Source organism: Sporofaciens sp. SGI.106, from assembly GCF_050314255.1.
Taxonomy (GTDB): Bacteria; Bacillota; Clostridia; order Lachnospirales; family Lachnospiraceae; genus Claveliimonas.
In genome coordinates this window covers 199,489-225,544 of the sequence record NZ_JBNPMZ010000002.1, presented here as the reverse complement: position 1 = coordinate 225,544, position 26,056 = coordinate 199,489, and the positions used below count along the sequence as shown (strand labels likewise).

The 26,056-nt window shown below is 42.0% G+C and carries 23 protein-coding genes; 17 read left to right on the top strand and 6 right to left on the bottom strand.

Annotation, left to right across the window (positions count from 1 at the left end):
* Positions 1 to 162, top strand: a complete 162-nt coding sequence (locus tag ACQRCC_RS02845; protein ID WP_427849296.1) for a type II toxin-antitoxin system HicA family toxin — start codon at positions 1 to 3, stop codon at positions 160 to 162.
* A gap of 89 nt (positions 163 to 251) precedes the next feature.
* A complete protein-coding gene (locus ACQRCC_RS02840) occupies positions 252 to 686 on the top strand; it encodes a type II toxin-antitoxin system HicB family antitoxin (RefSeq protein ID WP_427849295.1) in 435 nt (144 codons plus the stop codon).
* 94 nt (positions 687 to 780) lie between these two features.
* On the opposite strand, the gene ACQRCC_RS02835 is transcribed toward ACQRCC_RS02840, so the two are convergent.
* The gene (locus tag ACQRCC_RS02835; protein WP_427849294.1) at positions 781 to 1,482 is read right to left on the bottom strand and encodes a hypothetical protein; all 702 of its coding nucleotides are present in this window, start codon (positions 1,480 to 1,482) and stop codon (positions 781 to 783) included.
* Between the two features lie 104 nt (positions 1,483 to 1,586).
* Entirely contained in the window at positions 1,587 to 1,931 is a 345-nt protein-coding gene (locus ACQRCC_RS02830) for a helix-turn-helix domain-containing protein (RefSeq protein ID WP_427849293.1), read from the bottom strand.
* 364 nt (positions 1,932 to 2,295) lie between these two features.
* Between ACQRCC_RS02830 and ACQRCC_RS02825 the strand changes: the two genes are divergently transcribed.
* Complete coding sequence (locus ACQRCC_RS02825) at positions 2,296 to 3,015, top strand: hypothetical protein (protein ID WP_427849292.1); 720 nt, start codon at positions 2,296 to 2,298, stop codon at positions 3,013 to 3,015.
* Positions 3,016 to 3,158: 143 nt separating this feature from the next.
* Complete coding sequence (locus ACQRCC_RS02820) at positions 3,159 to 4,454, top strand: cupin domain-containing protein (RefSeq protein ID WP_427849291.1); 1,296 nt, start codon at positions 3,159 to 3,161, stop codon at positions 4,452 to 4,454.
* A 149-nt stretch (positions 4,455 to 4,603) separates the two neighbouring features.
* Here ACQRCC_RS02820 and ACQRCC_RS02815 read toward each other — a convergent pair whose 3' ends face one another.
* A complete protein-coding gene (locus ACQRCC_RS02815) occupies positions 4,604 to 4,975 on the bottom strand; it encodes a hypothetical protein (protein WP_427849290.1) in 372 nt (123 codons plus the stop codon).
* Between the two features lie 236 nt (positions 4,976 to 5,211).
* On the opposite strand from ACQRCC_RS02815, the gene ACQRCC_RS02810 reads away from it, so the two are divergent.
* The 13 genes from ACQRCC_RS02810 to ACQRCC_RS02750 all read left to right on the top strand — a co-directional run bounded on the left by ACQRCC_RS02810 (position 5,212) and on the right by ACQRCC_RS02750 (position 23,203).
* Positions 5,212 to 5,730, top strand: coding sequence for a cysteine hydrolase family protein (locus ACQRCC_RS02810; protein ID WP_427849289.1), 519 nt, complete (start codon positions 5,212 to 5,214; stop codon positions 5,728 to 5,730).
* A gap of 23 nt (positions 5,731 to 5,753) precedes the next feature.
* On the top strand, positions 5,754 to 6,590 hold the full coding sequence (rsmI, locus tag ACQRCC_RS02805) for a 16S rRNA (cytidine(1402)-2'-O)-methyltransferase (protein ID WP_427849288.1): 837 nt from the start codon (positions 5,754 to 5,756) through the stop codon (positions 6,588 to 6,590).
* A gap of 141 nt (positions 6,591 to 6,731) precedes the next feature.
* Complete coding sequence (locus ACQRCC_RS02800; RefSeq protein ID WP_427849287.1) at positions 6,732 to 7,844, top strand: ABC transporter ATP-binding protein; 1,113 nt, start codon at positions 6,732 to 6,734, stop codon at positions 7,842 to 7,844.
* A gap of 75 nt (positions 7,845 to 7,919) precedes the next feature.
* The gene (locus ACQRCC_RS02795) at positions 7,920 to 8,390 is read left to right on the top strand and encodes a sigma-70 family RNA polymerase sigma factor (protein WP_427849286.1); all 471 of its coding nucleotides are present in this window, start codon (positions 7,920 to 7,922) and stop codon (positions 8,388 to 8,390) included.
* 51 nt (positions 8,391 to 8,441) lie between these two features.
* Positions 8,442 to 8,639, top strand: coding sequence for a hypothetical protein (locus ACQRCC_RS02790; RefSeq protein ID WP_427849285.1), 198 nt, complete (start codon positions 8,442 to 8,444; stop codon positions 8,637 to 8,639).
* A 16-nt stretch (positions 8,640 to 8,655) separates the two neighbouring features.
* The gene (locus ACQRCC_RS02785; protein ID WP_427849284.1) at positions 8,656 to 9,750 is read left to right on the top strand and encodes a PucR family transcriptional regulator; all 1,095 of its coding nucleotides are present in this window, start codon (positions 8,656 to 8,658) and stop codon (positions 9,748 to 9,750) included.
* A gap of 70 nt (positions 9,751 to 9,820) precedes the next feature.
* On the top strand, positions 9,821 to 12,100 hold the full coding sequence (locus tag ACQRCC_RS02780) for a hydratase (protein WP_427849283.1): 2,280 nt from the start codon (positions 9,821 to 9,823) through the stop codon (positions 12,098 to 12,100).
* Between the two features lie 141 nt (positions 12,101 to 12,241).
* Positions 12,242 to 14,080: a beta-propeller domain-containing protein gene (locus ACQRCC_RS02775; protein ID WP_427849282.1), complete on the top strand. Its 1,839-nt coding sequence runs from the start codon at positions 12,242 to 12,244 to the stop codon at positions 14,078 to 14,080.
* 778 nt (positions 14,081 to 14,858) lie between these two features.
* The gene (locus ACQRCC_RS02770) at positions 14,859 to 17,921 is read left to right on the top strand and encodes a hypothetical protein (protein WP_427849340.1); all 3,063 of its coding nucleotides are present in this window, start codon (positions 14,859 to 14,861) and stop codon (positions 17,919 to 17,921) included.
* A 140-nt stretch (positions 17,922 to 18,061) separates the two neighbouring features.
* Positions 18,062 to 19,987, top strand: a complete 1,926-nt coding sequence (glgB, locus tag ACQRCC_RS02765; protein WP_427849281.1) for a 1,4-alpha-glucan branching protein GlgB — start codon at positions 18,062 to 18,064, stop codon at positions 19,985 to 19,987.
* A 77-nt stretch (positions 19,988 to 20,064) separates the two neighbouring features.
* Positions 20,065 to 20,631, top strand: coding sequence for an HD domain-containing protein (locus ACQRCC_RS02760; protein ID WP_427849280.1), 567 nt, complete (start codon positions 20,065 to 20,067; stop codon positions 20,629 to 20,631).
* A 14-nt stretch (positions 20,632 to 20,645) separates the two neighbouring features.
* Positions 20,646 to 21,827, top strand: a complete 1,182-nt coding sequence (locus ACQRCC_RS02755) for an anti-sigma factor antagonist (protein ID WP_427849279.1) — start codon at positions 20,646 to 20,648, stop codon at positions 21,825 to 21,827.
* Positions 21,828 to 21,838: 11 nt separating this feature from the next.
* Positions 21,839 to 23,203, top strand: a complete 1,365-nt coding sequence (locus ACQRCC_RS02750) for a GGDEF domain-containing protein (RefSeq protein WP_427849278.1) — start codon at positions 21,839 to 21,841, stop codon at positions 23,201 to 23,203.
* Between the two features lie 72 nt (positions 23,204 to 23,275).
* Here the strand turns inward: ACQRCC_RS02750 and ptsP are convergent, their stop codons facing one another.
* Genes ptsP through ACQRCC_RS02735 form a run of 3 tightly spaced genes read right to left on the bottom strand, consistent with a single transcriptional unit; the run spans position 23,276 to position 26,048 of the window.
* Complete coding sequence (ptsP, locus tag ACQRCC_RS02745) at positions 23,276 to 24,883, bottom strand: phosphoenolpyruvate--protein phosphotransferase (RefSeq protein WP_427849277.1); 1,608 nt, start codon at positions 24,881 to 24,883, stop codon at positions 23,276 to 23,278.
* 15 nt (positions 24,884 to 24,898) lie between these two features.
* Positions 24,899 to 25,156 (bottom strand): HPr family phosphocarrier protein, encoded by a 258-nt coding sequence (locus tag ACQRCC_RS02740; RefSeq protein WP_427849276.1) that lies wholly within the window; start codon positions 25,154 to 25,156, stop codon positions 24,899 to 24,901.
* A gap of 43 nt (positions 25,157 to 25,199) precedes the next feature.
* Positions 25,200 to 26,048, bottom strand: coding sequence for a PRD domain-containing protein (locus tag ACQRCC_RS02735; protein ID WP_427849275.1), 849 nt, complete (start codon positions 26,046 to 26,048; stop codon positions 25,200 to 25,202).
* Between the last annotated feature and the right edge of the window lie 8 nt (positions 26,049 to 26,056).

Here is a 26,056-nt window from a genome sequence, read left to right as displayed (position 1 = left end):
GTGAAGCGTCGCGAACTGATAAAAAAACTTGAAAGTGTTGGATTTGTTTTTAAGGAACATGGTGGAAATCATGATACATATAAACGTGGAAGTGATATTGAGCAAGTTGCGAGACATACAGAAATCAATGAGATTACGGCAAAACGAATTCTGAAAAAATGAGGATTGAAATAATCCCCGGATTTCAAGAATTATTTATCAGTGTTTTGATATTATATATTATTAAATGGCAAGAAAGGGGGAAAACAATTATGAAAGGAGCGTATCCAATACTGATAAAAAAGTGTGGCGATGATTATCTTGTGTATATTCCAGATATGGACATTTATACAGAGGGAAAAAGTGTGGCTGATGCTATGGAAATGGCGAGAGATGCTATAGGGTTAAAGGGAATGGATTATATTGATCAAGCCGTAGAAATTCCAATTCCTTCACTTAGCGAAGAAGCATTACGGAAAGCCCAGGCGGATGCAGATGAAGATTTTGATTATTCAGATGGACTTTTTACTCTTGTAGATGTTGATTTTGATGAATATATAAAGAAAATAAGAAATAAAGCTGTGAAAAAAAATTGTACTATTCCGTATTGGATGAGCGTTGAGGCTGACAAAGCCGGAATTAACTATTCAAGGGTATTGCAAGATGCAATAATGAATTTAATTGGAAAAGGCGCAAAGAGAGTATAATCCACAATCATAAAGGCACCCTTCGGAAGGGACAGGACGTATCTCCCTACTCCGTTTTTGAAAACTGAGTGGGGAGATACGTCCTGCGTGTTCATTACCACATGCAAGTTTCTACATGAACATCTTCTTTCTTTTGCATTACTATCTCTGTAATATCTGTATAATCATCGTTAGTTCTTACCAGAATCCAATTATCAAAGTATTCATATATTTTTCTATACTTATCATACAAACTATAAAGTGAAGGGATACCATCTTCGCTTATCGCATCGAGGATTATTTCTGAATCATAGTCATTTTCATTCATAAAGGTCTTAAAATCCAGATTGGATTCCCGATATTCTTTAAAAATGAAACTGGCAACATCACCATTGAGTTTCTTCAAATAATCAAATTCATAACACCTGTCATCAACATTATTATTAATTAGTTCCAATGGTATCTTAATTCTAAATGGACCAGGCACAACATAATACCATTTATGGTCTAAATCGTAAAAATATCCATAATCAACAAAAGCAATTTTGCTAAAAATCATTCGTTCTGTGGTATCTACCCAAAACGCTCTTCCTATAGGTGCATGTGATTCGAACCAGTTGAATCCACCATTCTCGCTTCCTACTCTTCCAATTAATTGAGTCTGACCAAGTCCAAATAGATATTCAACATCTTTCGGATTCTGATACCACTCAAGCAATCTTGCCCCAACCATACAATAATATCCACCATTTCCACTCCATCCGTACTGAACCTGACCATCCGGAAGTCTTCTTGCAATAATACTTATATCTCCCATTTATATTTCTCCCTTCACAAATATCCGTATATATGATACGTATATACGTATATTATCATAAAAAAAAGTATACATCAAGTTAATTTGACATATACTATGTAGTTTTAATCACATTTATCTTTTAAAGCTTCCAGATAACCAAATAATCTATTTTTTTGTCGTACATCCAATCCACGAAACGATTTTAATAAAAAAACTTCCTCATTATTCAGTGCAATCCTATAATCAATCGTATTTTCCAACTTACTGATTTCATTCTCTGACAATAGCTCATACGGAGTAATTTGCAAAACTTCGCATATTTTTAATATTTTATCTGCAGAAGGATTTGTTTTTTTTCTTTTCCAATCACTTATTGTACTTTGAGAAATATCCGTTCTTTCGGCAAACTCTTTTTGACTCATACCTCTTTCGTTTAAAAGAGTAAATATTTTTTGACTGACTAACATAATCACACCACCTTTACAACATAGGTTTTGTTACTGTTAAAAAACAACTTTTCTTTTAATATATTATATCTTTTTTTGATATTTCGTAAATATACTTTAGGATAAAAAAGCGGGAATCCTCGGTAATTCAATTGCCGAGATGAAAGCTCTATAGTGCCAGAGGGACGTCGTGAAAGGCGAAAGATTCAATTTTGTAAAATTGCAGACGGTCTCTCTGGCATGTTTTGTATAAAAATCTGGGCTATAAAAATCTGGTTTCTTTTTTAAGAATAACTATGGCGGGCATAGGTGTTTTGTGATATAATGTATAAATTATTAATGAAGGTGATAAGTAGCTATTAGTTTAGAAAGGGGGAAATGGAACATGAAGATTTTGATTGATGATGTAAAATTGAACCTCCTTTTGGAACAGAAAAAGCAGTTTATTGGGAAAACGATTGTTTGGGATAGCGTTCTGTCTTCGGCTTCATTGCTGATTTCGGTAATAATGTCCTCCTATAAGGACATTTTGGGAATACCTGGGGTAGTATTTAAGACTCTGTTTGTTATCCTGGGTCTATTCTTTACAGGGAAAAGCATTGTCGATATTGTGAAAACTTCAAAAAATCGGTATAACTTTGAAGACTTATTGAGGGATATTAATAAATTGAATGAGATTGCTCACAATCATTCGATTGTGGTTATTAAAGACTCATTCCAAAAGTTTCCGAACAGATTCCTTGTTTATGAGGATAATAGGTGGGATTGCGAGTTCTTCTTGAACTATAAGGAAAACCCAAATAACGAAGAGTTTATCAGAAGTCATATTTCGAATGAACTTAAGATTGATCCAGGTGATATACAATTGAAGTATGTTGGTCAAAAGATACATGAAAAGTATTCGGAAAGCGCAAAAGAAGCCAAGATATATAGCCACAAGTTTTATTTGGCAACTATCAAAGAATTTCCGGATTTTATGAAGCAAGAGTCATTCGAAAGTGATGGAAGAGAATATCATTGGAGAAGTATGCCAGAGTTAGAGCAGAATCCAGATGTTCAGAAGAAAAATATCGATGTAGTGAACTTTGTGAAAGAATTGTTTTAGGGAAAAATTTTTATGAAGGCATAAGGACAGTGTCCTTATGCCTTTTTTCATTCTTATTTCCGCAATAGGAAATCCATTCTGTTAAAGTATATTTTTGTGTGTTTGCGCAAAAAATACATGCAAACAGAAAGGAGTATAACAGTATGAATAGAGAGTTCTCAAAGAGAATGCAAGAAAAATTAGATGAATTAAAAAATTCAAATGAGCCCCAGCCGATTCGAAGTGATGGCGCCGGTGCATTGGATTTAGGTCCCAGAAATCCGGAACGCGCAAGGCAGCTTCCGGATACTTTGGTACCCCCTGCTACTGATTTTGGATTAATCCCCAATTTAAAATTTTCATTTGCAGATGCACATATGACTTTAAAGTCCGGCGGATGGTCTCGCGAAATAACAAGCAGAGAATTACCGGTTGATGAAACTTTAGCCATTGTAAATATGAATCTTTCCCCCGGTGTCAGAGAAATGCACAGTCATCTTCAATCCGAATGGGGCTATGTTTTGCAAGGTGGTGCAAGGGTTACTGCTGTTGATGAAAAAGGTAGAACATTTATTGCCGATTGTAAACCTGGGGAAGGATGGATTTTTCCGGCTAATATACCTCATTCTATACAAGGTTTACATGAAGGCTGTGAATTTTTAATGTTATTCGATAAAGGAAGCTATTCCGAGGATAATACTTTTTCAATCTCAGAACTGTTTTCACACATTCCACGAGATGTGCTGTCTGCGAATTTTGGATGTGATGAATCAGAGTTTGATGTAATTCCTGAAAAAGAAGTTTATATTGTTGATGGTGGTGATCCGGGTACCATTGAGTCGCAAAGAGTTGTCTCTCCCTATGGAGATGTTCCTAATACCTATAAACATGAACTTATCAATGTAAAACCAATTATTTCCGATGGCGGAAGTATCAGAATCTTAGATCATAAAAACTTTCCTGCCTGCTCAACTACTTCTGCAGCTTTAGTTGAAATTGAACCTGGCGGCATGAGAGAAATTCACTGGCATTCAAATGCAGATGAACTTCAATACTATATTCAGGGAAAAGCCAGAATGACTGTTTTTAAGCCTGGACCAAAAGCCAGAACATTTAATTATCAGGCCGGTGATGTTGGATATGTTCCTGTTGGTAATTTTCATTATGTACAAAACATTGGTAATGAAAAAGATATCTTTTTAGAGATTTTTAAAAGTAACCACTTTGCTGATATTTCATTAGCTCAATGGATTGCAATGACTCCAAAAGAAGTCGTTAAGTCTGTTCTTAATCTTTCTGATGAATTTTTAGACCATGTGAAGAAAGAAAGTAATCCGGTTGTAAAATATCCCGGATTTGAAATGCCACCTGCAAAAGGAACCCCACAAAATGTACAATATTTTAAAAATTTTGATTATAAAGTAAATGATATGCCTTGTAAGGCTGCAAAAGAACATTAGAAGCGACGTGTTTCATGACAAAAAACAGTACACAAATGGATTCATCACAGTGAAATTAACGGGACAGGTTCCTCAACTCATTGAGTCGAGGAACCTGTCCCTGTTGACTCGTTATCTGATTTTTCTTTTGTTATATATTGCAGCACCGGTTATTCCACAGATGCTTCTATGCATAAAACGGACTCATCCGGAAGAGTGATTGCCGGAGCGTCCAGTGATACTATCTGAAAACCGTCATGCAGTGTGAGTGTTTGGGTTTCGTTGTCCCAATTCCACAGATCGCCCTCAGCAGGTTCAGGTAAGATTTCAGACGTAAAGTCGAGGCTTTGGTAGTTCGGGGTATTTGGTTGAATATCAGCTTCTACGATACAGGTTCCGGCATCGTCATATGAGCCCAGGATAATATAATAGGTTCCCGTTTCCGGCACCAGATATTTGAACTTTTCGCCATATGATGAGCCGTAATTATCTTCATCAAAAGTTTTGAGATGTTGGAATGTACCATCTATTTCTTTGTACATGTCCAAAAAGGTATCAATATTATCTCCAGCATTTTTGCCGTAATAATTAAAGCATAAAATATTGTTTTCAGAGGCAGCCAGCTCTGAAATATATGATAATAAAATTATACCATGTGGGTGAGAGACTGTCGATGAAAAATAGTGGGTATCAAAATAAATCAGAAATTAATAAGGTCATGCTTGAGCGGACTCGTGTCAGAGGGTATAATAATGTTATTTGAAGGAGATGGAAGGCTATGAAAGTTTTAATTGTTGTTGATATGCAGAAGGATTTTATTGATGGTGCTCTTGGAACGGGAGAGGCCGTTGAAATCGTCGGAGCAGTGAAGGAAAAAATTGAAGATTATAAAACGGAAGGTAATACGGTTATTTTTACAAGGGATACGCATAACTCAGAGTATCTGAATACTCAGGAAGGCAGGAATCTGCCGGTAGAACACTGTATTCAGGGAACGGATGGCTGGGAGATTTCTGCGGAGCTTCCGGTAGGAGACTCAAAAGTTATTAATAAACCTGCTTTTGGATCCATTGAGCTGGCTCACTATATCAGGAGTCTTAAGAATGTTGAGGAAATTGAACTGGCAGGGCTTTGTACGGATATTTGTGTAATTTCAAATGCGATGATATTAAAGGCTGCTTATCCGGAAATTCCAATTACTGTGGATGCCTCATGCTGCGCGGGAGTGACGCCTGACAGTCATAAAAATGCGTTAAATGCAATGAAAATGTGTCAGATAAGGATTGTAAATGAATAGAAGAATGACATGGAGGAGTTAACATGGCGGGGACACTGTTTTTGTGTGCAACACCAATTGGAAATCTGGAGGATATGACGTTTCGGGCGGTCAGAATTTTAAAAGAGGTGGATATGATTGCAGCGGAGGATACCCGAAACAGCATTAAGCTTCTGAACCATTTTGAGATTCGGACGCCCATGACCAGTTACCATGAATATAATAAGATCGAAAAGGGTCATAAGCTTGTGGATATGCTGCTCGACGGTAAGGATATCGCATTGATTACGGATGCGGGAACGCCCGGAATATCTGATCCGGGTGAGGAACTGGTCAGAATGTGCTATGAGGCAGGGGTAACGGTAACTTCGGTTCCGGGAGCGGCCGCCTGCATTACAGCTCTTATTCTCTCGGGACTTTCTACGAGAAGATTTGCTTTTGAAGCATTTCTGCCTTCGGATAAGAAGGAGAGAAGGGAAGTGCTGGACCAGCTGGCAGGGGAGACACGGACGATGGTTATATATGAAGCTCCCCATCGGCTTCTAAAAACGCTGAGGGAACTTTTGGAGAATCTGGGAAACCGAAAAGTCACTGTCTGCCGGGAGCTTACGAAGAAGCACGAGACTGCATTTGCAACGACACTGGAAGATGCCTGCATATATTATGATGAAAATGAACCGAAGGGTGAATGCGTGCTTGTGATAGAAGGAAAAAGCCGACAGGAGATCCGGGAGGAGGCTCGCGCCCAGTGGGAGGAGATGACGGTTGAGGAGCATATGGAGTATTACAAGAAGCAGGGAATCAGCCGGAAAGAGGCTATGAAAATGGTAGCAAAGGACCGGGGTGTAGGGAAGCGGGATATCTATAAAGCACTGCTTTAGTCAACTTGTACAGGAAAACAAAAAAAGATTGTTCAACTTTGGCATAGCCGAAGTTGGACTTTTTTTATATACTTACACCATAGCAATTAGACAAAAGGAAATATGCCGGTATGGCAAAGTTGATTTGGGAGGATTTTTCAAATGGCAAGTTTATCTTTAAAACACATTAACAAAACATATCCAAATGGATTCGAAGCAGTTAAAGATTTCAACCTGGAAATCGAAGACAAAGAATTTATCATTTTCGTAGGACCTTCAGGATGTGGTAAATCTACAACACTTCGTATGGTTGCAGGTCTGGAAGATATTACTTCAGGAGAACTGAAGATTGGTGATAAGGTAGTAAACGATGTTGAGCCTAAGGACAGAGATATCGCGATGGTATTCCAGAACTACGCTCTGTATCCGCATATGACAGTATATGATAACATGGCTTTCGGTCTTAAATTAAGAAAAGTTCCGAAGGATGAGATTGATAAAATGGTTCGTGAAGCAGCAAGAATCCTTGACCTGGAAGCTCTGCTTGATCGTAAACCGAAGGCTCTTTCCGGTGGACAGAGACAGCGTGTTGCTATGGGACGTGCTATCGTTCGTAATCCTAAGGTATTCCTTATGGATGAGCCTCTTTCCAACTTGGATGCTAAACTTCGTGGACAGATGCGTATTGAGATCTCCAAGTTACATCAGAGACTTGGTACAACAATCATCTACGTAACACATGACCAGACAGAGGCTATGACTCTTGGTACAAGAATCGTTGTTATGAGCGCTGGTGTTGTTCAGCAGGTAGATACTCCTCAGACACTGTATGATCGTCCGTGCAACCTGTTCGTAGCAGGATTTATCGGATCTCCTCAGATGAACTTTGTTGATGCTACATGTAAAGTAGTAGGAGACAAAGTATACCTGGTAGCAGGACCTTCAGAGATTGAGCTTCCGGCAGCTAAGGCTAAGAAGCTTATCGATGGCGGATATGCAGGAAAGACTGTTGTACTTGGAATTCGTCCGGAAGATGTACATGATGAGCCTGAGTTCATCGCTAAATCTCCTAACACAGTTATCGAAGCTACTATCCGTGTATACGAGATGTTAGGTGCAGAAGTATTCCTGTACTTCGATTATGAAGGAGCTAACATGACTGCAAGAGTTGAGCCTAGCACAAAAGCTAGAACAGGCGATACTGTTAAATTTGCACTGGATGCTGAGAAGATTCATGTATTTGATAAAGAAACAGAACTTACAATTACAAACTAGTGTATAATTGAGACAAAAGGCGGTGCAGCATATGCTGTAGCGCCTTTTTTGGTAAAAGGAATTGATGAAGGTTATATGAGTTACATCAAATTATTTGAGGAATGGCTTTGGAAAAGGTGGAAAATGGCGGAAGAGAGTATACTGCGTGATTTCGGAATGGAAGAAACAAAGATACAGGATCTCAGAGAATACGATTGGGGAATCTTTAAAACAGAACGATGCTATAGAGAGCGGGAAATATTGACCAATTTATTATTACATCTGGAAATGGCAAAGTCTGAACTTCTGCATGTTCCCAGATATATAGAAGTAGATATGCTGGAAAGATTGAGGATTAGGGAGTTATTTGAATTATTGGTCAAAACAGGCATAGACCGGAAAACAATCGGTATTATCTGGTTGAGGATACAGGGGTATACGACAACGGAAATTGCGGAACGTCTGACGCTCACTGCCAAAGCTGTTTATCGTAGAGAAGAACGATTAAGAGAAAAAATAAAAAAATTTTTAAAAAACGAGGGGAAAATATCGGATTTCGTCGGCTAGTATGTAGAGACGGCGGATTTTAATGTGAGGAGGGCAAGAAAGGAATAAAGAATGAAGGGAAAAAGGAAACGAACGGTAAAAAAATGGACGATGGCTGGATCAGTAGTACTTACAGCAGGAATTATATGGGAAATTCGAAGAAGAAAAATTGAACGGGAAATTGAGGAGTTTGACCGCGCAATGCGGGAATTTAAATCGGCACAAAAAAACAACACACCCAGCGAAAAATATGATATACTGGGTGCCTAGGGAAGGATGTGATTATTTGCTGTCTAATCAGGTGATTCAAAAGGTAATACAGGATATGAAAGCTATTTCCGGTCTGGATTGTTCCATCTGGAATGCGAAGGCTGAGTGTCTTGCCATGACCAGTATTATGCCAAAGGGAGTGGGCAAGAAAATAGCTTCATTTATGGAAAGGGCTGTCCGCCAGGATATATCGGAGCATATAGGGAAGGACGAGGGTCTTTTCCTGGTTGCGGAGGACGAAACTCCGGTGTATGCGATTTTTTTGCAGGGGAACAGTGCGGATATCGGAATGGCAGGCAGATTCGGAGTCAGCCAGATTAAAGGTCTTATGCAGGCATATAGGGAACGGATGGATAAGAATCGATTTATGCAGAATCTGATTTTGGATAATATGCTGCTGGTAGATATTTATAATCAGGCAAAGAAAATGCGGATTCCGGTAGAGCAGAGGAGAGTCGTATTTCTGGTGGAGCCTAAGGGTGAAGAAGATAATCTGGTGCTGGAGATGATGAGAGGGCTGTATGCGAATGGAACCAAAGACTTCGTTACGGCAGTAGATGAGACTCATGTAATTCTGGTAAAAGCACTGGAAAGTACGGAAGGATATGCAGAGGTGGATCGGATGGCGAAGACCATGATCGATACGCTGAGTATGGAAGCTATGGTGGCTGTGAGAGTATCCTACGGAACGATTGTGGAGGAACTGAAAGAAGTGTCCCGGTCTTATAAAGAGGCTTCTATGGCATTGGAAGTGGGCAGGGTATTTTACGTGGAGCGCAAACTTCTGGCATATAATGAACTTGGTATCGGAAGATTGATTCATCAACTTCCGGGATCCCTGTGTGAGATGTTCCTTCATGAAGTATTTACAGGGGAGGATGCGACCAGATTTGACGATGAAGAACTGGCAACGGTATATACATTTTTTGAAAACAATCTGAATATTTCTGAAACGGCAAGACAGCTTTTTGTGCACCGCAATACACTGGTATACAGACTTGAGAAGATTCAGAAGAAGACAGGGCTGGATGTCCGGAAATTTGATGATGCTCTGACGTTCAAGATTGCAATGATGGTGGAGGATCATTTGCGGCATATTCGTGGAAAATAAGAAAAATAATCAACTATTGTAGAATGACGGGTTTTTTGGTAAAATAACAGAATCAAAGGAGGAGATGACAATGGTGAAATTGTATAACAATGGTGTTTATCTTTTGAATGGCACAGAGATTGTAGAAGACGTAAGAGAAGTAGAAAGTAAAACAGGAAAAGCAGTTTCCAAAGAAGAGGCAGCCAGAGAAACAATGGCATATAACATTCTGGCAGACCATAATACCTCCGGTAATATGGAACGTCTTCAGATTAAGTTTGATAAATTGACTTCCCACGATATTACTTTCGTTGGAATTATCCAGACAGCACGTGCGTCAGGACTTGAGAAATTTCCGGTACCTTACGTGCTGACCAACTGCCACAATTCCCTGTGTGCGGTAGGTGGAACGATTAATGAGGATGACCATATGTTTGGTCTTACCTGCGCGAAAAAATATGGCGGTGTTTATGTTCCGCCTCATCAGGCAGTTATTCATCAGTATGCCCGTGAGATGCTGGCAGGCGGCGGTAAGATGATTCTGGGATCCGACAGTCATACCCGTTATGGTGCACTTGGAACTATGGCAATGGGTGAGGGCGGACCGGAGCTGGTTAAGCAGCTTCTGAATAAGACCTATGATATTAAGATGCCGGGTGTTGTAGGTATCTATCTTGACGGAGAGCCGATGAAGGGTGTTGGTCCTCAGGACGTAGCGCTGGCAATTATCGGTGCGACATTTTCTAATGGCTATGTAAATAATAAAGTGATGGAGTTTGTGGGACCGGGTGTGGCTAAGCTGAGTGCAGACTTCCGTATCGGAATTGATGTTATGACGACAGAGACAACCTGTCTGTCCTCTATCTGGAAGACGGATGAAAAGATTAAAGAGTTCTATGAGATTCACGGAAGAGTCGAAGACTATAAAGAGCTGAATCCGGGATCTGTTGCTTACTATGATGGCATGGTTTACGTGAACTTAAGTGAGATTAAGCCGATGATCGCAATGCCGTTCCACCCGTCTAATGTATACACGATTGATGAAGTAAATGCGAATCTGAAGGACGTGCTTCATGATGTAGAGCAGAAGGCTCTGGTAAGTCTGGACGGAGCAGTAGATTATTCATTGCAGAATAAGATTGTAAACGGAAAACTTTATGTAGATCAGGGAATTATTGCAGGATGTGCCGGTGGTGGATTTGAGAATATCTGTGCGGCAGCAGACATTATCAAAGGTCATTACATAGGTGCTGATGAATTTACGTTCAGCGTATATCCGGCAAGTACTCCGGTATATATGGAACTGGTGAAGAACGGAGCAGTGGCAGATCTGATGGAAGCAGGTACGATCGTGAAGACAGCATTCTGCGGTCCGTGCTTTGGTGCGGGGGATACACCGGCGAACAATGCATTCTCCATTCGTCACTCTACCAGAAACTTCCCGAACCGTGAAGGTTCCAAGCTCCAGAGCGGACAGATTGCTTCTGTTGCATTGATGGATGCGCGTTCCATTGCAGCAACTGCAGCAAACAAGGGCTTCCTGACCCCGGCGACAGCAATGGATGTAGAGTACAAGGGTCAGAAATATCATTTTGATAAAAATATTTACGCAAACCGTGTATTTGACAGTCATGGAGTGGCAGATCCGTCTGTGGAAATTAAATTTGGTCCGAACATTAAGGACTGGCCGGCTATGTCTGCATTGCCGGAAAATCTGGTTCTGAAAGTAGTTTCTGAGATTCATGATCCGGTAACGACTACAGATGAATTGATCCCGTCCGGTGAGACATCTTCTTATCGTTCTAATCCGCTGGGACTGGCAGAATTCGCTCTGTCAAGAAAGGATCCGGCATATGTGGGACGTGCAAAAGAGGTGCAGGCAGCGCAGAAAGCAATTGAGGCCGGAAAGTGTCCGCTGGATGCACTGGAGGAACTGAAGCCGGTTATGGCGAAGATTCAGGAGTCTTATCCGGAAGCCGGAAGGGGCAATATTGGAGTAGGAAGCACTATTTTTGCAGTGAAACCGGGTGATGGATCTGCGAGAGAGCAGGCAGCATCCTGCCAGAAGGTTCTTGGAGGATGGGCAAATATTGCCAACGAATATGCTACCAAGAGATATCGTTCTAATCTGATCAACTGGGGTATGCTTCCGTTTATTACAAAGGAAGATCACGAGCATCTGAGCTTTAAGAACGGTGATTATATTTTTGTTCCGGATGTGCGAAAAGCAGTAGAGGAGAAGCAGGAGGTAATCCGTGCTTATGTTGTAGGGGAAGACCTCAAAGAGGTGGAATTTACTTTGGGCGATCTGACCGACGTAGAACGCGAGATTATCCTGAAAGGATGCCTGATTAATTACTATAGAGGATAAAACATCTTTGATGAAATATAGATAAAGTTGACAACGGGATACAGCAGGAAAATGGCAGCTGTATCCCGTTTTTTCTACAGGAGAATCCGGGCGCTGGAGAAAATGAGCGTGATCCTGGAAGGATAGAAAGGGGAGTGTTGTATGGATAAAAGAGAACATGAGATGCTGGAAGAAAACAAAAAGAAACGATTTTGGAATCATAGAAATATTGCAGTTGCTGCTGTGGCCTGCTGTCTTCTGGTATGCGGTGCAGTTTATGGGGTAAATAAGGCAGGACGGGACAGGGAAGCTTCCAGTGATACGGCAGCCCGGACGCAGAATGCAAAGTCGGGAAATACTGCCGGTGCAGGAACACAGGCTTCGACCGGCAAAGAAACATGGAAGACAGCAGAGGATTATGAAGATATTTATGAGTATGCCCGGGCGTACCTGAATCAGATGGAAAATGCCGGCGCATATGCCAGAGGAGAAATTGCTCTGTATGATGCAGGCGCGGAGAGCACTGCGGTAATGGAGGACAGTGCTTCCGGTGAAAGTAAAAACTATTCTGAGACAAATGTGCGCCAGGAAGGCGTTGATGAAGCAGATGTTGTGAAGACGGATGGACGATACCTTTATGTGCTTCAGGATGGAGGAGAGGCCGTAGCGATTGTGGATACCAAAGGCGGGCAGATGAAAGAGGTGTCCGCTGTTGAAGCCGGAGATGGCGGGCGGATCTGCGAACTGTATGTAACTGACAGCAAGATGATAATGATTCTCCGTTCGGGAGCGAATGAAAATTCTGTGAAGGCACGGACATATGATGTGAGTGACGCCGGCAATCCGCAGGAATTGGGTGAGGTTTCCCAGAGTGGAAATTATCAGTCTTCCAGAGTGTCTGATGGATATCTGTACATATTCAGCCAATATTATATGGGGACAGATATTAATGTAAAAGAAGCTGATACATTTGTTCCGATGGTAAATGGGGATCTTCTTCCGGCTCCGAGTATTTATCTTCCAATTACGGATTTTGCAAATATTTATGAAGTGGTAATATCCGTGGATCTGGCGGATCCGGATAGTATTTGCGATAGCAAGGCAATATTTACCAAAGGAGGAGAACTCTATGTAAGCAACAAAAATATTTACTGGTACGAGACGGAGTGGACCGGAAATAACTGGTATACGGGAGATGTAGTCAATAATGTGGAGACGGTTATCCGAAGACTTTCCTATCACAAGGGTGAGATTGCAGGGGCGGCTTCGGGAAGAGTAGATGGAAGTATTAACGATTCCTTTTCTATCGATGAATACCAGGATTACCTCCGCCTGGTGGTGACAACAAACGATGAGAATGCTGTCTATGTGCTGAATGACAGTCTGGAAATGGTGGGTTCCATCAAAGGACTGGCGGAAGATGAGAGGGTGTATTCGGCACGGCTTCTCGGTGATACCGGATATTTTGTGACCTACAGAGAGACGGATCCGCTGTTTACCGTGGATTTCTCTGATCCGGAGAAGCCGGAAATCATTGGAAAGCTTAAGATACCGGGATTTTCCGAATATCTGCATTTCTTCGGAGAAGATAAATTGCTGGGAATTGGTATGGATGTGGACGAAGAGACGCAGGTTACCGGGGGAGTGAAGCTCAGTATGTTTGACATCAGTGATCCGGCTAACGTGAAGGAAGAAGCCGTATGTGTGCTGGACAATGTATACTATACCGCGGTGTTCTATGACTACAAGGCAGTGCTGGTGGATAAGGAAAAGAATATCATCGGATTTCCGGCGGAAGAGAACAGCACAGAGAATTACTATGTTTATTCTTATGATGAGAAAAAAGGCTTCGACTGCCGTATGAAAGAGCAGATTAATGGCAGCGGATACCAGGCGGCCAGAGGAGTCTACATCGGTGAATTGTTGTATGTTGTGAAGGGAAATATTATCGAGGTATACCAGATTGGAGATTATCAAAAAGTGGATGACATTATTTTGTAGAATTCTAAAAAGACAGAATATTTTCACAAAATAATACAATTATAAAATAAATAGAAAATAAATGCAAAATAGTATTGACAAATAAAGACTTGGGTGTTATTATTAAATCAATCCAAAGGAAAACCAAAAAAAGTCCTGACGAGAAAGGGATTTTGAAAAAACGGATTTCAGATATATTTCATATGTCGGTGAGATATATCAAAGCTGGAAATGAAAAGAGAGGAAGGAGGCTTAAACCGTTGGACAACGCAATATGTACAATTCAATACGTAAGTGGTATGGCAGATAATAGTTCCTACAGAATAAGCCTTAACCATAGATAATAAATCCGGTAAGAGAATAAAATTAAGAGAAATTCGGAGTGGATGGATAACCGGTATCATGATTCAGAATCTGCAATACGTATTGGATTAGTAAAAGAAAAAAGATACCACAGTAGTTCAGAGATATTAGATGATGCGTGAAGAAGCATTGGATTATGGATTGAGCGAAAAACTGGCAAAGGAACAGGAATCGAAATTATATCCTCCGATTAAAAAATATAAAAAATATTATAAAATTTAATATAAGGCGGCCATTATAATCAAAGTAGTTATAATGGTCGTTTTTCAAGTGTAAAAACATGAATCTATTTCACCAGATTGATGCTATTATTTTGACAATGGCTACAGCATATGTTAAACTTAATAAGAATCAGACTTGCATGCTTATAAAGTATGAATAAGATATTGAGGTGAGAATATTGGATAAATATGAATATCGGGTTAAAACAGAACAAATGCTTGAGTATATGGAGAAAAAGCAGTACAAAAAGGCAATGGAAATTGCGGATACTATTGACTGGCGCAGAGTAAAGAATGCGTCCATGCTTAATAGCGTCAGCGAAATATATGAATATAATGGGGAGAATCAGAAGAGCAGGGATGTGTTATTCCTGGCGTATGACCGTGCGCCGGAGAGCAGAAAGATCGTGTATCGTCTGGGAACGCTTGCTTTGAAGATTAATGATACGGAAGAAGCTACAGATTGCTATGAGGAATTTATCAAGCTGGCACCGAAGGATCCGAATCAGTATATTTTGAAATACAAGATTCTGCGTGCACGCCGTGCACCGATTGCAGAGCAGATCCATGCTCTGGAGGAGTTTAAGAAAGCTGAATATGTGGAGAAATGGGCATACGAGCTTGCGAGTCTTTATCATGAGGCCGGTATGAGTGCCGAGTGCCTGGAAGAGTGTGATGATCTTATTCTGTGGTTTAGTGAGGGTCAGTATGTATATAAGGCAATGGAGCTTAAGATGCAGTACAAGCCGCTGACACCGCTGCAGCAGGAGAAATATAACAATCGGTTTAAAGATGAGGAGTTCATGAGGAAACAGGAGGCTTTGGAAGAATCCGTGGAAGAGGAAACGAATGATTCCGAAGAGACAGAGGAGGTTTCTGTAGAGCAGCAGGAAGCAGAAGAGGCTGCTGAGGCTGAAGAAAAGCCGGTAAAGAAAAACTCTGCAAAAGAGGCACTTGAGAAGGTGCTTCGGCGAAGTGATGCACAGACAAATAAGCTGGATGTACAGGCTATTATTGAGGAAGCCCTTCCGGTTGAGAAGGAAGAGAGCGAAGACGAGGCGGAGACAGAAGAGGCAGAAGAGACAGAAACAGATGTGGAGAAACCGGAGACAGAAGAGGCAGAAGCTGAACCGGAAGAGGAAAAGAAGGTAAGAGAAGAATCCCCGATTCGAAAGACAGTGAAGGGAGCAACCCTGGCAGAGGCATTAAAGAATGGAGTTGCACTTGCAAATGGACTGGATATTGAAGAAAAGGCAAGCAGGAAACGGGATGAAGAACTTCGGATTACCGGACAGATGAAGATAGATGAGATTCTGCAGGAATGGGAAGCAAAGCAGAGGGAGAATGCTGAGGCAATTAAAACCCAGAAGCAGAAGGACGAGGAACGTCTTGCGCAGAAGAGACGTGAGGCAGAGAAGAGACGTGAAGAGGAAGCCCGCCGTATTGAAGAGCAGCAAAGAGCAGCGGAAGAAGCCCGCCGTATTGCTGAGCAGAAGGCGGCAGAGGAAGCCCGCCGTATTGCGATCAGAAAGGCAGAAGAGGAACGGCTTCTGGCAGAGCAGAGGGCAGAAGAAGAGCGCAGACTTGCGGCAGAAAAGGCTGAAGAAGAAGAAAGACTGCTGGAGAGGATGGCTGCCGGAAAAATTACGAAAGAACTGGAAGAAGCAATTCGCAGGAAGCCGGAAGCAGAGGAAGAGCCTGATGATGAAGACGACTATGAAGTAGTGGAAGAAGTCGAAGAGATTGAAAAAGAGACCGAGGAAGATTTCGATGACGAGGATGACTACGAGGTAGTGGAGGAAGTCGAAGAGGTCGAAGAAGAGACCGAGGAAGACTTCGATGATGAAGATGACTACGAGGTAGTGGAAGAAGTCAAAAAGGACGAAAAAATCGAAAAGGTCGAGAAAAAGATTGAAGACGACGATGAAGATGACTATGAATTAGTGGAAGAGATCGAAGAGGTTGAAAAAGAACCGGACGATGAAGATGACTATGAATTAGTGGAAGAAATTGAGAAAGTCGAAAAGAAAGATAAAAGCGACGATGTCCTTGGTATGACGGCAGATTTACTGCAGTTAATGAAAGAGATGGAACAGAGTGATTCCGGTCGTAAGAATGAGGCGCCTGTGGATATTCATCTGGATGAGGATGATTTTGATCTGGATGATGACGATGATTTCGATGATTATGACGAGGACGACTACGATGAAGGCGATTTTGACGACGAGGATGATGAGGACGACTACGACGAAGACGATTTTGAAGACTACGACGATGATGATGACGAGGATGACGACGACGAGGATGACGACGACGAGGATGACGACGATGACTATGACGAAATAGAGTTTGAGGAAGAGGAAGTCGAGGAAAAAGAAGAACTTGTTATCGAAGAGCCTACAGAAGAAGAAATTCAAAAGAGAATTAAAAAGGGCAAAGCAGGTGTGCCTTTTGATACAGGATTTGTAGTTACCGGACGTTATGATTTGAGTGCGACCAGTGAGATTGGACTGAAAGCAGGTCTTACAGAAGAACAGAAGAAACTATTTTCTTACTTTGTACCGGTCAGAGGTATGAGTGAGCAGATTGTAGAGGTTCTGGATAACGACAGAAGAGAGAAGAGGGAAGGCACATCCCGTACTGGAAATATTCTGGTTATCGGACAGAAAGGTTCCGGAAAGACGGTTCTTGCAGTTGATATTGTCAAGGCAATCCAGCGGCAGAGAAATTTAAGACAGGGTAAGGTGGCGATTGTTACCGGCGAGTCTCTGAATAAGAAAGAGCTTACGAATATTATCAAGAAGCTTCGCGGAGGAGCGATTATTATTGAGAAGGCAGGAAAGCTGAATTCCAGAACCGTGAAGGAACTGAATTATCTGATGGAAAAGAAGACAGGAGAGCTTCTGTTTGTACTTGAGGATCAGAGAAAGCCATTGGAAAAATTATTTATCGCCAATCCGGAATTTAAAAAGAAATTTACCTCCAGGCTGGAACTTCCGGTATTTATCAATGATGAGCTGGTTACATTTGGTCAGACCTATGCAAAAGAGAATGGATATAAGCTGGATGAGATGGGAATTCTTGCTCTGTACAGCAGAATTGATATTATGCAGAGAGAGGATCATGCAGTGACGGTTGCTGAGGTTAAAGAGATCATGGATGCTGCAATTCAACATTCTCAGAAAGCAAATGTGAAGCATCTTGCAAGACGTATGTTCGGAAAGAGCACCGACAGTTCAGATCGTATTATTCTGAAAGAAGAAGATTTTAGAATTTAAGCAAAATAGGAATTCCTGAGGGATTTCCTGTTACGTAAAAAGAAGAGTTTTGACAAAATTTGATTGTCAAAACTCTTTCTTTTTATACTTTATTACAGTATAATTAAAGTATCATATTTTTAAGCCGAGAGGGTGAGGTTATGGAAGAGAAAAAAGAGTTGAAAGCGTATGAAATCGGGGAACTGGATCATTATCTTTTTGGACAGGGAAATCACTATGAAATTTATAAAAAGCTGGGTGCCCATCGAGTAAATGATGGAGAACAGGAAGGAATTTATTTTGCAGTCTGGGCTCCACATGCGAAGTCTGTGTCTGTAGTAGGTGACTTTAATAACTGGGATCAGAATGCAAATTATATGGATAGAGGAGAGCCTCTTGGAATTTATACATGCTTTATTCCCGGACTGCCGGATGGAACAATTTATAAATACTGTATTGAGACTCACTGGGGAGAACGGAGGTTAAAGGCAGATCCGTTTGCAAACTATGCAGAACTCCGGCCGGGTACAGCTTCCAGAGTCTTTGATATTTCAGAAATCAAATGGACAGATGAAGAGTGGATGACTAAGAGAAAGGCATGGAAGTACACAGAGGAGCCGATGTCTGTATACGAGGCACATATCGGTTCCTGGAGACGTCATCCGGTGGAAGAAGGAGAGGACAGTGCGAAAGGATTCTATAACTATCGGGAATTTGCAAAAGAAGCAGCAAAATATATAAAGAAGATGGGTTATACCCATGTTGAGCTGATTGGTATTGCAGAGCATCCGTATGACGGTTCCTGGGGGTATCAGGTAACCGGATATTTTGCACCGACATCCCGGTATGGTACTCCGGAAGATTTTGCATGGATGATTAATCATTTCCATAAGAATAAAATTGGTGTTATCCTTGACTGGGTTCCGGCACATTTTCCGAGAGATGCGCACGGTCTTGCTGATTTTGACGGTACTCCTACATATGAGTATGCGGATCCGAGAAAGGGAGAGCATCCGGATTGGGGAACAAAGATATTTGATTATGGCAAGAATGAAGTGCAGAATTTCCTGATTTCCAATGCCCTGTACTGGGTAGAGAAGTTCCATGTGGATGGACTGCGTGTGGATGCGGTGGCTTCCATGCTTTATCTGGATTATGGAAAACAGGCAGGACAGTGGGTAGCAAATCAGTACGGCGGTCATGAGAATCTGGAAGCGATTGCGTTCTTTAAACATTTGAATTCTGTGGTTCTGGGAAGAAATCCGGGAGCACTTATGATTGCAGAGGAATCTACGGCATGGCCGAAGGTTACCGGTGATCCGGAAGATGGCGGTCTTGGATTCAGCCTGAAATGGAATATGGGATGGATGCATGATTTTACAGAGTATATGAAGAAGGATCCGTATTTCAGACAGTGGTCTCACTACAATATGACTTTTGCCATGAGTTATGCATACAGTGAGAAATATATTCTGGTGCTGTCACATGATGAGGTAGTGCACCTGAAATGTTCCATGCTGAATAAGATGCCTGGTCTGGGATGGGACAAGTTTGCGAATCTGAAAGTAGGATATGCATTTATGATGGGACATTCCGGCAAGAAGCTGCTCTTTATGGGACAGGAATTTGCTCAGCTCAGAGAGTGGAGTGAGGAAAGAGAGCTTGACTGGGATCTGTTAGAGAAGGACGAGCATAAGCAGATGCAGACCTGGGTAAAAGATTTGCTGCATCTTTATAAGCGCAATAAAGCCATGTATCAGGTTGATAATTCATGGGATGGTTTTGAGTGGGTGAATGCTGACGATAAGGAAAGAAGTATTTACAGCTTCATAAGACACTCTAAAGATGGTAAGAAGAATCTGCTGTTTGTGTGCAACTTTACACCGGTGGCAAGAGATGATTACAGAGTAGGTGTTCCGCGAAGGAAACAGTACAAATTAGTTATGAACAGCGACGATCCAAAGTATGGTGGAAACGGCGAGAAACGGCCGCTTGTTTATAAAGCCGTTAAGAAAGAATGTGATGGAAGGAAATTCTCATTTGAATATAAACTGCCGCCATACGGAGTTGCGATATTTGAATTTTAAATAATCTGACTGACGGATTAGAAAAAACGGGGGCGGGATATCCTGTCTCCGTTTTCAAATAAGAGGAGATGCGAGTAATGGATGTATTGGAGCAGGCGATTGTTTTTGCGGTAGAAGTTCATAAAGGAATGGTGAGGAAGGGGGAGCGAAGCCCTTATATTCTTCATCCGATGGAGGTTGCTTCTATTGCGAGTACCATGACAAAGGATAAGGAAATAATGGCGGCAGCAGCTCTGCATGATGTTGTGGAAGATGCAGGTGTGCTTTTAGATGTCTTGAAAGAGCGTTTTGGAGACAGAGTGGCAGAACTGGTTGAATCTGAATCGGAGGATAAGCGCAATGACCGGCCGCCGGAGGATACATGGCAGCTTAGAAAACAGGAATCTCTGAATGTTCTGAAGGAGTCGAAGGATATGGGAGTGAAGATTCTCTGGCTTTCGGATAAGCTGGCTAATATGCGTTCTTTTTATCGGAATTATTTAAAGAATGGAAATGCACTTTGGAAGGATTTTAATCAGAAGGATCCCCGGAAGCAGGAATGGTATTATCGTTCTGTTTCGGAAGCGGTATCGGAATTGAAGGAGTTTCCGGCATGGGAAGAATTTAATTACCTGATAGATAAGGTGTTTGAAGATAATCAGTAAGGAGGAATGATCATATGGAAATGATCAAAGGTATGTATGAAAATGACTGTTTGAAAATTGCTATGGCAGGGCATATTGATTCCGGTAATGCACAGGAAGCGGAGATGGAGATTAAGAAGCTCTGTGAGGAGTATCCGACAAATCAGATTGTGTTGGACGCCGAGGAACTGAAATATATTTCCAGCGCCGGCCTCAGAGTGGTATTGCGTCTCAGGAAAAAAGCCCCGGATCTGAAGATTATTAATGTTGTGCCGGAAGTGTATGAGGTGCTGGATATGACCGGATTTACGGAGATGATTACTGTTGAAAAGGCTTACCGCCGCCTGTCTGTAGATGGCTGTGAGGTGATTGGACAGGGAGCAAATGGAAAGGTTTACCGTCTGGATCCGGATACGATTATAAAAGTATATTATAACCCGGACAGTTTGCCGGACATTCATCGTGAGCGTGAATTGGCAAGAAAGGCTTTTGTGCTGGGAATTCCTACTGCAATCCCATATGACGTGGTGCGTGTCGGGGAAGGTTATGGCTCTGTATTTGAATTGCTGAATGCCACATCATTTTCCAAACTGATTGCGGCACATCCGGAGGATCTGGATCACTACATTGAATTGTATGTTGAGCTTCTTAAGCAGATACACGGAACAGAGGTTAAGCCTGAAGATATGCCGGATATGCGGGAGGTTGCACTTGGATGGGCCCGCTTTACGCAGGAATATCTGCCGGAGGAACAGGGAAAGAAGCTGGTAGATCTGGTTGAGGCAGTGCCAAAAAGAATGACGATGATTCATGGTGATTATCATACGAAAAATATTATGATGCAGAATGGGGAGACTCTGCTGATCGATATGGATACTCTGGCGTTCGGACATCCGGTATTTGAACTGGCATCCATGTATCTTGCATATGTGGGATTTGCGGAGCAGGATCATAGTGTTATTCCGTCTTTCCTTGGAATTCCTTATGAAGCTGCAGGTGAGATATGGAAGAAATCTCTGCGGTTATATCTTGAAACGGACGATGAAGCGGTCATCCGGGAAGTGGAAGAGAAGAGTATGATCGTTGGATATACGAGACTTATGCGCAGAACTATCCGCAGAAATGGGTTTGAAACAGAAGAGGGACGAAGCCGTATTGAATTATGTAAGCAGCATCTTATGGAACTGCTTGATAGGGTAGATTCCCTTGATTTCTAAAGGAGTGACGGATGGGAAAAGAGAACCAGAGTAAGGGAAGTGTAACCGGATTCCGAATCCGGACACTGAATTATCTGATGATCCTGGTTGCGCTTGTGCTTTACATTTTTATCATTTATGGCATTTTTCAGATATCAGAAAAGTATAAAGTGCTTGTATCGACTACAGAGGATTATATTGAATGCCAGCAGAATGCGGCTATGGTTAAGGAAGGCTCTGATATACTGACGGAAGAAGTATGGCTCTACGTGGCTACGGGAGATCTGAGCCATGCAGAGGCATATTTTAAAGAGGCAAATGAAGACAGGCGCAGAGAAAAGGCGTTGGAAGCATTGGAGGAGAAGCATTCCGATGATGAGACCCATGATTATCTGAAAAAGGCTCTTGAAGATTCCAATAACCTGATGGAGAGGGAAATCTATGCGATGCGGCTGGTTTCTGAAGCGAATGATTATCCTGAGAGTGAACTTCCTAAAGAGGTTCAGGAGATGAAGCTGTTGCAGGAAGACCAGTCTCTGGATGCGGAGGAAAAACAGAAGAAGGCGTCGGAGATCGTCTTTGGTGCCGGGTATCAGGATGCCAAAGAGCTGATTATGACGAATATCGAGTTTAGTGTATCCAGCATCCTTAAGTCAACCAGAGCAGCTCAGGAGAGCAGTCTGAAAAAAATGGAGCAGGAACTTCAGATTCAGCGTGTACAGATAACGATTTTATTTATTATGAACGTCATCATTTTCATCATTATTGCAATCCTGATTATTAAGCCTCTTCAGGTTTATATCAGATGCATCAGGGACAATAAGACCCTGGAAATAGTCGGCTCATATGAATTTAAATATCTGGCTCTGACTTATAATAATATCTATGAGATTAATGCGGCAAATGAGGCCATGCTTCGACAGAAGGCAGAGCATGACGCATTGACAGGTGTTATGAATCGTGGTTCTTTTGATCAGGCCTGTTCAGCGCTGAAGTCTGCAGCTGTACCGATTGTGCTCTTGTTAATTGATGTGGATAAATTTAAGCAGATAAATGATGGATATGGACATGAGCAGGGAGATCAGGTGTTGAAGAAAGTGGCGGAGATTCTGAATCATACCTTCCGGACCAGTGATTTCGTGGCAAGAATCGGTGGAGATGAATTTGCAGTTATTATGCCTGACACGGATGAGAGTGTGAAGTCTGTTATCCGGCGAAAGGTAGAAAATATGAATTATGAGCTCAGGCATCTGGAGAGACTTCCGAAGGTGTCCTTGAGCGTCGGAGTCGCATTTTCTGCAAGAGGCTTTGATGATAATCTTTATAAAAAAGCAGATGAGGCTTTGTATACCGTAAAGGAAAACGGACGTTGCGGATGTGCGTTTTACGGAGAATAGTGTAGGGTAGGGGACGGTTCTCTGTCCTGGTTCCGTTTACCGAGCCAGGACAGAGAACCGTCCCCTACCCTATTATCCAATTATGATTTTACGGATCGGAAGTATAAATGAAGGTGATACGGAAAGTTCATCGATACCCATGTCGATGAAGGTCTGTGTCAGAGTCATATCTGCTCCCAGTTCACCGCAAATACCAACCCAGCAGCCGTGTTTGTGTCCGTTGTCGATGGTCATCTGGATCATCTGCAGGACTGCCGGATGATGGGAATCATAGATGTTGTCCAGCTTCATATTCTGCCTGTCGATCGCCAGTGTGTACTGGGTCAGGTCGTTGGTTCCAATGCTGAAGAAATCTACTTCTTTCGCAAGGGATTCGCTGATCATAACAGCAGCCGGTGTCTCGATCATCACACCCTGTTCTACATTGCCGTATGCAATGCCTTTTTCGTCCAGTTCCTGTTTGATCTCCTCTACAAGTGCTTTTGCCTGTAAAACCTCATTGACCGAAATGATCATGGGATACATGATGGAAATATCACCATATGCGCTGGCGCGAAGGAGAGCGCGAAGCTGGGTGCGGAAGATATCCTTGCGGTCCAGGCATATGCGGATGGCGCGGTAGCCCATTGCCGGATTCTCTTCGTGATCAAGGTTAAAATAATCCGCCTGTTTGTCGGCTCCGATGTCCAGTGTGCGGACGATGACTTTCTTTCCTGCCATATTTTCGGCAACAGTCTTGTATGCCTGGAACTGAGTTTCTTCGTCCGGATAATCTTCGGATTCCAGATAAAGGAATTCGCTTCGGAATAATCCGATGCCCGCTGCATCATTGGCAAGAACAGCAGCTACATCCTTTACGCTTCCGATATTGGCGTACAGTTTGATCTTACGTCCGTCAGGAGTGATGTCCTCTTTACCTTTTAATTCCTGAAGAAGTTCTTTTGCCTTTTTGTCCTCTTCCTGTTTTGCGGTCATGGCCAGAAGTGTTTCTTCATCAGGTTCAATATAAAGTGTTCCGCTGTATCCGTCTACAATGGCCATTTTGTGATTCCAGTCTTCCTGAATTTCCACACCGATCAGTGCCGGGATATTCATGGTTCTTGCCAGAATTGCAGTATGTGAGTTTGAGGAACCATATCGGGTAACGAAAGCCAGGAGTTTCTCTTTGTCCATCTGAACTGTTTCACTTGGTGCCAGATCATCGGCAACAATGATGACAGGTTCTTCACCGATGGTACTTCCGTTTTCACGACCGCTTAAGATGTTGACAAGTCGTTCGGAAATGTCCTTTACATCTGCAGCTCTTGCGCTGAAATAGTCATCATTCATGTCTGCAAACATTTTTGCAAAATTATCTCCGGTAGTTGCAACAGCAAATTCTGCATTTACCTGCTGGGTTTCAATGATATTTTTAATGGAATCTACGTAATCATCATCCTCCAGCATCATCGCATGAACTTCGAATACGGCAGCATTCATTTCGCCTACTTCCTGTACAGCTTTTTCGTACAGTACATTCAGCTGTTCGATAGCAGTTTTTGTAGCTGTTTCATAGCGCCGGATTTCTGCGTCTGTATCCTGTATTTTAGTGCGGGTAACCGCCTGCTCGGCCTTCTGATAGAACAGAATGCGGCCGATGGCGATACCTTTGAAAATAGATTTCCCGGTATATGTATTCATATTTACACCTCGAAATTACAGATTTTCTTTGAAGAAAGTTTCCAGGGAAGCTGCAGCAGTCTCTTCGTCAGCACCTTCAACCTCTACGGTAACAGTCTCTCCGCATTTTACACCCAGACTCATCAGAATCATCAGTTTTCTGGCATCAGCCTTTTTATCACCTTTTACGATAGTAACAGAAGATGCGTAATTTTTAACTTCTTTTACAAGCATTCCTGCCGGTCTTGCGTGGATACCTACTGGGTCTGTGATTGTGTATTCAAATGATTTCATAGTAATAATCTCCTTTTTATATATTTTTTTATTATGATTTTTGTTATTCTTCGGTCTGTGAATCCAGCTCATCATTTGCAACACGTTCAATGTGCATGGCCAGATAGCCGATTTCAACTTCGTTCAGCTGACATTTCAGACTGCGGCCCACCTGATCGCAGATATCTTTTGCAGTCTGAAATGCCTGTGGGAATTTGACTCCCATATAATCATTCATATTCAGTTTTAGTTTTTCGCCTGACAATGCACGTGCCACCATATTTCGCACATGATTCATAAGACGGTTATAGGACAGCGTCATAACATCAATGGGCCTGCCGATTTCCTTCTCTACCAGAGAGATGCATTCCCGGACTGCCTGAGCTATCTGCATAGCCTGTGATACCTTTTCATCCCGGATTGCAGAATGAATATGAAGGGCAATATAGCCGATTTCATCATCATCTATTTCAATTCCGAAATGTTCTTTGAGGATAGGCCGGATGCACTGTGCTGTTTTAAATTCCATGTGGAACAGAATCCGGATATCATCCGTAAGCGGATTGCTGATCGGCTCGTGATTCCGGATTCGCTTAACAGCAAATTCAATGTGGTCTGCCATGGGGAAAAGCACGTTTCGGTCGATATCATTAAATACCCTTTCCGCTTCGCTTAGAACTTCATTTGCTATTTCCAGATACAGCGGATCAATGGAAGCGGCAAGCTCCTTTGCATCTCCGCGTTCTGTCGATTCCTGCAGGGAATAGATGGAATCACCTTCCCGGCATTCTGTAATTTCACCGGTTTTCCTTCCAAAACCGATACCTTTTCCCAAAATCAGATATTCCTGATCCGTTTCTTCATGAATTCCGATAATGGAATTATGATTGAGTACTTTTTTAATCCTATACATAATTTTCC

Excerpts from the sequence above, each read along its gene's own strand:
- ACQRCC_RS02775 (WP_427849282.1), top strand. The coding sequence starts at position 12,242 with ATGGATAAAAGAGAACATGAGATGCTGGAAGAAAACAAAAAGAAACGA.
- glgB (WP_427849281.1), top strand. The coding sequence starts at position 18,062 with ATGGAAGAGAAAAAAGAGTTGAAAGCGTATGAAATCGGGGAACTGGAT.
- ACQRCC_RS02825 (WP_427849292.1), top strand. The coding sequence starts at position 2,296 with ATGAAGATTTTGATTGATGATGTAAAATTGAACCTCCTTTTGGAACAG.
- ACQRCC_RS02755 (WP_427849279.1), top strand. The coding sequence starts at position 20,646 with ATGGAAATGATCAAAGGTATGTATGAAAATGACTGTTTGAAAATTGCT.
- ACQRCC_RS02790 (WP_427849285.1), top strand. The coding sequence starts at position 8,442 with ATGAAGGGAAAAAGGAAACGAACGGTAAAAAAATGGACGATGGCTGGA.
- ACQRCC_RS02840 (WP_427849295.1), top strand. The coding sequence starts at position 252 with ATGAAAGGAGCGTATCCAATACTGATAAAAAAGTGTGGCGATGATTAT.
- ACQRCC_RS02835 (WP_427849294.1), bottom strand. The coding sequence starts at position 1,482 with ATGGGAGATATAAGTATTATTGCAAGAAGACTTCCGGATGGTCAGGTT.
- ACQRCC_RS02800 (WP_427849287.1), top strand. The coding sequence starts at position 6,732 with ATGGCAAGTTTATCTTTAAAACACATTAACAAAACATATCCAAATGGA.
- ptsP (WP_427849277.1), bottom strand. The coding sequence starts at position 24,883 with ATGAATACATATACCGGGAAATCTATTTTCAAAGGTATCGCCATCGGC.
- ACQRCC_RS02735 (WP_427849275.1), bottom strand. The coding sequence starts at position 26,048 with ATGTATAGGATTAAAAAAGTACTCAATCATAATTCCATTATCGGAATT.
- rsmI (WP_427849288.1), top strand. The coding sequence starts at position 5,754 with ATGGCGGGGACACTGTTTTTGTGTGCAACACCAATTGGAAATCTGGAG.
- ACQRCC_RS02770 (WP_427849340.1), top strand. The coding sequence starts at position 14,859 with ATGCTTGAGTATATGGAGAAAAAGCAGTACAAAAAGGCAATGGAAATT.
- ACQRCC_RS02820 (WP_427849291.1), top strand. The coding sequence starts at position 3,159 with ATGAATAGAGAGTTCTCAAAGAGAATGCAAGAAAAATTAGATGAATTA.
- ACQRCC_RS02740 (WP_427849276.1), bottom strand. The coding sequence starts at position 25,156 with ATGAAATCATTTGAATACACAATCACAGACCCAGTAGGTATCCACGCA.
- ACQRCC_RS02780 (WP_427849283.1), top strand. The coding sequence starts at position 9,821 with ATGGTGAAATTGTATAACAATGGTGTTTATCTTTTGAATGGCACAGAG.
- ACQRCC_RS02760 (WP_427849280.1), top strand. The coding sequence starts at position 20,065 with ATGGATGTATTGGAGCAGGCGATTGTTTTTGCGGTAGAAGTTCATAAA.
- ACQRCC_RS02815 (WP_427849290.1), bottom strand. The coding sequence starts at position 4,975 with ATGTACAAAGAAATAGATGGTACATTCCAACATCTCAAAACTTTTGAT.
- ACQRCC_RS02750 (WP_427849278.1), top strand. The coding sequence starts at position 21,839 with ATGGGAAAAGAGAACCAGAGTAAGGGAAGTGTAACCGGATTCCGAATC.
- ACQRCC_RS02810 (WP_427849289.1), top strand. The coding sequence starts at position 5,212 with ATGAAAGTTTTAATTGTTGTTGATATGCAGAAGGATTTTATTGATGGT.
- ACQRCC_RS02795 (WP_427849286.1), top strand. The coding sequence starts at position 7,920 with ATGAGTTACATCAAATTATTTGAGGAATGGCTTTGGAAAAGGTGGAAA.
- ACQRCC_RS02830 (WP_427849293.1), bottom strand. The coding sequence starts at position 1,931 with ATGTTAGTCAGTCAAAAAATATTTACTCTTTTAAACGAAAGAGGTATG.